Source organism: Meiothermus cerbereus (genome assembly GCF_051297115.1).
Classification (GTDB): Bacteria; Deinococcota; Deinococci; order Deinococcales; family Thermaceae; genus Meiothermus; species Meiothermus cerbereus_A.
Genome location: NZ_JBEVAL010000109.1, coordinates 1 through 5,990, shown reverse-complemented (window position 1 = coordinate 5,990; position 5,990 = coordinate 1). Strand labels below are relative to the sequence as shown.

Below are 5,990 nucleotides of genomic sequence, written 5' to 3'. Positions count from 1 at the left end.
CTCCACCAATCCCATGCCCCTCTATCGCTGGCTTAGTGGATGTATATGATAAAAGCCTGGTCATGCACAAGGCTTGCCAATCTCAAATAACCCTATAAACTATGACCGTGAAAACCTATGTTGTGGAAGTGGCCGGGGTTCGTCGTGAGCTACCGGTAGTGCAGGTGGGCCCCGATGTGGCGGTGGCCTTGTTTAACATGCTGGGCGATACCGAGGTGGTCGAGCAGGCGGCGGCCGAGCTGGCCAAGCGGATGCCTGCCGATGTAGATACCCTGGTTACGCCGGAGGTCAAAGCGGTGCCACTGGCCCACGCACTCTCGCGCCTCACCGGAAAGCCCTATGTGGTGGCCCGTAAGACCGAGAAACCCTACATGATTAGCCCGGTCTCGCGCACGGTAATTTCCATTACCACTGGCAAGCCCCAGCTTCTGGTGCTGGACGGAACCGACGTGCCCCTTATCAAAGGCAAAAAGGTGGCCATTGTAGACGATGTGGTCTCGACGGGCAGTACCCTCAAAGGCCTTTCTGACCTGATTACCGATGTGGGAGGACAGGTGGCCGCGGTAATGGCCGTGTTCACCGAGGGTTCCCCCCGTGAAGACGTAATCGCCCTGGGGCACCTACCACTGTTCAAGCCAGCTTGATGCTTGCCGAAAAACGGCCTTGTTCATCGAGGCACAGATAACCTTTGGTATGCTCAGTTCACACCTATACTCATGGAGCCTAAATAAGCTATGACCTTGGTGTAAGAAAGAGAGCCCAATATGGAAACCTACCCCATCACGATAGGTAAAATTACCCGCCATGTGCCGGTGGTCGAGACCCTGCCCGGTGTGCACATCCCCCTGATCGAAATTATGGGCGATGTGGAACTGGTGCAGGCAGCCGCTGAAGGGCTGGTCAAGCACCTGCCCCCCGAGACCGATGCCCTGCTGACCCTCGAGACCTCTCCCATTGTGCTGGCCCACGCCATGAGCGCCCTTTGCGGCAAACCCTATGTGGTGGTGCGGCGCAAGCGCCGCCCGTACATGCAGGACCCCATCATTCAGGAAGTGGAGTCGCTTACCCTTGGGGTGAGCGAAACCCTCTGGCTGGATAGCCGCATGGCCGAGAAGCTGATGGGCCAGAACGTGGCCCTGGTCTTCGATGTGGTCTCCTCAGGGGGCACCATGATGGCCCTGGAAAAGGTGGCCAAAAAAGCTGGGGCCAATGTGGTGGCCCGCCTGGCTGCTTTTCACCAGGGCAACAGCAAACTGCCCATCACCTTCCTTTCGGAGATACCTATCCTGCAGACGGCTTAGAGCACTCTTCACTATTGAGCCGCTCACAACTTGAATTGCTAAGACGCAGTGGTAATGTTGCTGACGGGCTCAAGGACTATGAAAAGGGCTCTAAAAAGCGACATGCAAAGTCACGTCGTACACTCCGTCCCAGAGGGGATCGTCCCATCGGTCGGGGTGAACAGTCACCGCTATAGGAGACTGTTCACCCAAGCCCGGTATCACACCAGCACAGGTTCCTCGTAGACCCCGTAGACGGCCCTGAGCTCGTCCATCATCTCGCCCAGGGTGCAGTAGGCCAGGGCACAGTCGACGAAGTAGGGCATGGTGTTGCGCCCCTCCCTGGCGGCCTGCCGCAGGGCCTCTAAAGCCCGTTGTACAGCCTCGGGGTTGCGTTCGCGCCGCACCTGGGCCAACCGCTCGGCCTGTACGCGCTCCACCTCAGGGTCGATAAGCTGGATGGGCACATTGAGCCCTTCGTCCTGGAAGGCGTTTACCCCCACGATAATCCGCTCACCCCGCTCCACCTCTTGCTGGAAGCGGTAGCTGGCATCGGCAATCTCGCGCAGGAAGTAGCCTTCTTCGATGGCCCGTACCACCCCGCCCATGCGCCGGATCTCCTCGATAATCTGCATGGCCTGGGTTTCCATCTGGTCGGTGAGCCACTCCACGTAGTAGCTGCCGCCCAGGGGGTCGGCGGTGTGGGTTACGCCCGACTCGTAGGCGATAATCTGCTGGGTGCGCAAGGCAATCTTGGCCGATTCCTCGGTGGGCAGGGCCAGGGCCTCGTCGTAGGCGTCGGTGTGCAGGCTGTTGGTGCCGCCCAGCACCGCGGCCAGGGCCTGAATAGCCACTCGAGCGATATTGATGAGGGGCTGCTGCGCGGTGAGCGAGACCCCAGCGGTCTGGGCATGGGTGCGGAGCATCCAGCTCTGGGGGTTTTTGGCCCCGTAGCGCTGCCGCATCTCTTTAGCCCAGATGCGTCGGGCGGCCCGAAACTTGCAGATCTCCTCGAAGAAGTCGTTGTGGGCGTTGAAGAAAAAGGATATGCGGGGGGCGAACTCGTCCACATCCAGACCCCGCTTTAAGGCCCACTCCACGTATTCGAAGCCGTCGGCCAGGGTGTAGGCCAGCTCCTGTACGGCGGTGGAGCCCGCCTCGCGGATGTGATACCCCGATACCGAGATGAAGTTCCACCTGGGCACGTTTTTGGGCCCCCACTCAAAGGTGTCTATGACCAGCTTGGTGGAGGGCTCAGGGGGGAAGATGAACTCTTTTTGGGCGATAAATTCCTTCAGGATGTCGTTTTGTATGGTGCCGCCCAGCTTATTCCAGTCGTAGCCCTTTTTCTTGGCAGCGGCCAGGTACATGGCCCAGATGGCGTTGGCCGGGGAGTTGATGGTCATGGAGGTGGTGACCTGCTCGAGGTTGATGCCTTCGAAGAGAAGCTCCATGTCAGCCAGGCTAGAGACCGCTACCCCGCACTTGCCCACCTCGCCCCTGGAAAGCGGGTGGTCGGAGTCGTAGCCCATCAGGGTGGGCAGGTCGAAGGCGGTGGAAAGTCCGTTCTGCCCAGCGGCCAGCAGCTTTTTGAAGCGCTCGTTGGTCTGTTCGGCGGTGCCAAACCCAGCAAACATCCGCATCGTCCACAGGCGGCTGCGGTACATTGAGCCATACACCCCGCGGGTGTAGGGGTACTCACCGGGATACCCCAGCTTTTCCGCGTAGTTGAAGTCCCTCAGGTCTTCGGGGGTATACAGCGGCTCGGGGGAAATGTCCGAGAGGGTCTTGTGGGCGACCGTACGCTCGGGCATCTTGGCCAGCGACTTTTGGTAGGTTTCGCGCATCCAGGCGTGCTTGGGTCTGGGCTGTGACATGGCGCAATTATATAACGCATTTGTGGCAGTGGATTGCCATTCCGTTAGATTCAGGGCCGCACCGGACTCAACAGGGTGCCGGGGTAAAAGTGCTCGAGGATCTCGCGGTAGCGGTACCCCCGCCGGGCCAGGCCCAGCGCGCCATACTGACTCATTCCCACCCCGTGCCCAAAACCCCCGCCCCAGAACGTAAGACGCTTCAGATTGCCCAGGGTATCGCGCTCCTCTTGCAGGGCAAAAGCCGTGCTGGGCAGGCTGGGGAAGTTCAGACGGGGCTCACCTCGCCAGAGTTCCAGCACCACATCGCCACCGCCGGTGAAGGCCTTGTCCGGGCGCAGCAGGCTGCGGATGTTGGACTCGCGCCGAACCCGGTAGCGTCCGGTAGAGCTCTGGATTTCCAGCTCGCTGACATAGCCACTGCTGGTTCGGGTGATGACCCGGAGCTGCTGCAAGGTGCCCAGCAAAAACCCCGGTGCGTCCGGCGAAAGGGGGCCTTCAGGGGTTTGCACGAAGGCCGGGGCGCTCTGGGCCCTCTCGGGGAGGGTGCGGCTCAGGAGGGCCTCGAGCTCCTCGCGGCTAAGGCTCAGCTTCCACCGCCAGAAGGGGGATTCGGCCTCGTAAAAGCCTTGGGGGTTCCAGCTCTGAAAAAAGGCCAGCGCTTCGGCCTCACTGCGGATCGAAACGCTAAGGGAATTGCTCAGAGCCCGCGCTTTCAGGTAGGGTGCGGCAGGCCGATCCATCCAGACTTCCTCGATGCTGGCGGTTGCGCCGGGACTGGTGGAAAAGAAAAAGCTCTGAATGGGGGTGCCTGCAAAGGTCAGAATTTGGTTTTGGGTGGCTTCTACTGCGGCGTCGGTGGCGGGATGGGTGCGGGTGTGGTTATAGGCCTGCTCGCTTACCGAGTCGTCTACGTCGGCCCCAAACTGTTTCCAGAAAGTCTCAGCCTGTTGCCTGGCAAAGGCATAGGTGCGGGCCGCTACGGCCTGGGCTTTTAGGGCCTCGGGGTGGAAGCTGGCGGGCATCTCGCTGGGCAGTACCCGCTTGAGGTAGTCCTGAAAATCGACCCTATTGATGAGCAAAAGCCCGTTGCCGCGGTTTTCCAGCCATAGCTCGCCGGGGTACTCGAGTGGGCTTTGCCGGGGGGTGTTGAGCAGGCGGTAGCGCACAGGCTGGGCTGGGTCGGCTGGCTTGAGCAAAACCAAGCTGTCCAGGGCAAACGACAGGCCCTCAAAATTAGCCACCAGGCTGCCATTTTGCAGCTTGAAGGCCAGGGGCTTCCCGGCAAATAGGCTCACCACGGGTCGAAGGTTTTCGCCCCGCTCTCCACTAAGAAGCTGCACACTGCCGCCCAGGGGCAAAAGCGATAGCTCCGGGAAAAGGTACCGCCCCTCGAATGTCTCTGCGCCTTGCCGATGGGACAGCAGCACCCGGATGTGCTGCTTGCTGGGTTGGGCGGGCTGGGGTGGGTTTTGTGGCCGGGAAGTCGCCAGCAAACCCACGCCCAGGGTAGAAACCAACACCAGCGCCCATTGCATCTTGGTCATTTTTACTCCCTGGCATGAGAAAAAGCCAGCAGCTGGGCTGAGCCAGGCTCACCTACGACATAGCGCACATGCGCCAGCAGGGCTTTTTGCAAGCGATCCAGGGGTGGGCCTGCTTCCAGGCGTGCAATGGCCTCGCTGCCGGGTAGCTGCAGGATGGCGGCCAAGGCTTCCATCCCGCCTGGCCCCAGATAAACCCCGCCTTGTTCCACCCGCTCGCCGTCCAGCAGGTAGACCCCCGTGCCGCCTAGGTTTGGGGCTAGGCCGGCGGCTTTAAGCACCCGCCAACTGGCCCACAGAAAAGCGATCTGGGGGTTTGGGTGCTTGGCTATTCCCTTCAGGCCCGAGGTGAGCAGGGGCCAGATTCTACCTGCAACCTCGGGCGAGGCAAGGCGAAAGGCCAGTTCGGCCAGGTAACTGGCATAAGGAAAGCGTCCGGGGGCTTCCAGCCCCTCGAGCCGCCCCACCAGCTCAACCTGGGTGAGGGTGGGCAGGTCGTTGCCGGGTTTCTGGTAGACCTGGTACCGGAGGTGATGAAAAAGCGAGAGCCTGCCGCTGCGCCCGGTGGGTCGCAGGGCCTTGCGGGCGATGGCCTGGGCTGCCCCTTGTGGCCCCACGAACGAGAGGATCACGTCGCCGGCTGGAAGCGATTTGCGCCCCACCACCAGCCCTTCGCTTAGCCGATAACGCTCCACTACCCTCATGGTACGCGAGCATGGCGCCAATTTGGACAAGTCCAGTTTCGCTGCAACGAGGACTACCTGCTTTGCCCAGGGTTTTGGCAGCGGGTATTTACCCGCTGCGGATTCATCCGAAAGGGGGATGAATCCCGGGGGCGTTGTGCTATCCTGAATTTTATGAACGAGCGTTCGCTGCAGGACATCCTCGAGTGGGTGGTGTTGGGCCTCTTGATTGCCGTAGCGGTACTGGTGGTGCTGTGGGTGGGGGGCTGGCTCTTTACGTTCCTGGGTGCCCTTCTCAAGGGGCTGGCCGGCCTTATCTGGGCACTGTTGCGCGTGCTGGTTCCGGTGCTGATTGTGGCTGCGGTGGTCTATTTTGTACTGCGCTTCGTGCAAAAACCCAAAACCGCCTAGAACCACCGCGCCGGATTATCCATCGGCAGGGCTGTCCTGACCCTGCCGGTTTTTGTTTGCGGCGGATGAGGGTAATACTGGCTTCCTACAGCGGCGACAGCCCGCCCAAACCCGGTATGAAGAAATGTCTTTGATACGCCAATTCGGAAAAGGACTTGACACCCAGTGGAAAATAAGGGACGGGGGTGAGTTATGCGA

The 5,990-nt window shown here is 60.7% G+C and carries 6 protein-coding genes; 3 read left to right on the top strand and 3 right to left on the bottom strand.

All coding sequences use genetic code 11. The annotated features are described in order from the left end of the window. Positions 1–101 precede the first annotated feature (101 nt). Positions 102–644, top strand: a complete 543-nt coding sequence (locus ABWU19_RS14035; RefSeq protein ID WP_435902283.1) for a phosphoribosyltransferase family protein — start codon at positions 102–104, stop codon at positions 642–644. Positions 645–764: 120 nt separating this feature from the next. After that, positions 765–1,301: a phosphoribosyltransferase family protein gene (locus ABWU19_RS14030; RefSeq protein WP_435902282.1), complete on the top strand. Its 537-nt coding sequence runs from the start codon at positions 765–767 to the stop codon at positions 1,299–1,301. A gap of 200 nt (positions 1,302–1,501) precedes the next feature. Here ABWU19_RS14030 and ABWU19_RS14025 read toward each other — a convergent pair whose 3' ends face one another. Genes ABWU19_RS14025 through recO form a run of 3 tightly spaced genes read right to left on the bottom strand, consistent with a single transcriptional unit; the run spans position 1,502 to position 5,402 of the window. Next, the gene (locus ABWU19_RS14025; RefSeq protein ID WP_435902281.1) at positions 1,502–3,157 is read right to left on the bottom strand and encodes an acyl-CoA mutase large subunit family protein; all 1,656 of its coding nucleotides are present in this window, start codon (positions 3,155–3,157) and stop codon (positions 1,502–1,504) included. Positions 3,158–3,207: 50 nt separating this feature from the next. Then, positions 3,208–4,701, bottom strand: a complete 1,494-nt coding sequence (locus ABWU19_RS14020) for a SpoIID/LytB domain-containing protein (RefSeq protein WP_435902280.1) — start codon at positions 4,699–4,701, stop codon at positions 3,208–3,210. A 2-nt stretch (positions 4,702–4,703) separates the two neighbouring features. Then, positions 4,704–5,402, bottom strand: a complete 699-nt coding sequence (gene recO / locus ABWU19_RS14015; RefSeq protein ID WP_435902279.1) for a DNA repair protein RecO — start codon at positions 5,400–5,402, stop codon at positions 4,704–4,706. Positions 5,403–5,555: 153 nt separating this feature from the next. On the opposite strand from recO, the gene ABWU19_RS14010 reads away from it, so the two are divergent. Next, on the top strand, positions 5,556–5,792 hold the full coding sequence (locus ABWU19_RS14010; protein ID WP_027876461.1) for a hypothetical protein: 237 nt from the start codon (positions 5,556–5,558) through the stop codon (positions 5,790–5,792). Positions 5,793–5,990 lie beyond the last annotated feature (198 nt).

What these genes read in the sequence shown, in the direction of transcription:
- recO (WP_435902279.1), bottom strand. Translation starts at nt 5,402, where the DNA reads ATGAGGGTAGTGGAGCGTTATCGGCTAAGCGAAGGGCTGGTGGTGGGG.
- ABWU19_RS14035 (WP_435902283.1), top strand. Translation starts at nt 102, where the DNA reads ATGACCGTGAAAACCTATGTTGTGGAAGTGGCCGGGGTTCGTCGTGAG.
- ABWU19_RS14010 (WP_027876461.1), top strand. Translation starts at nt 5,556, where the DNA reads ATGAACGAGCGTTCGCTGCAGGACATCCTCGAGTGGGTGGTGTTGGGC.
- ABWU19_RS14025 (WP_435902281.1), bottom strand. Translation starts at nt 3,157, where the DNA reads ATGTCACAGCCCAGACCCAAGCACGCCTGGATGCGCGAAACCTACCAA.
- ABWU19_RS14020 (WP_435902280.1), bottom strand. Translation starts at nt 4,701, where the DNA reads ATGACCAAGATGCAATGGGCGCTGGTGTTGGTTTCTACCCTGGGCGTG.
- ABWU19_RS14030 (WP_435902282.1), top strand. Translation starts at nt 765, where the DNA reads ATGGAAACCTACCCCATCACGATAGGTAAAATTACCCGCCATGTGCCG.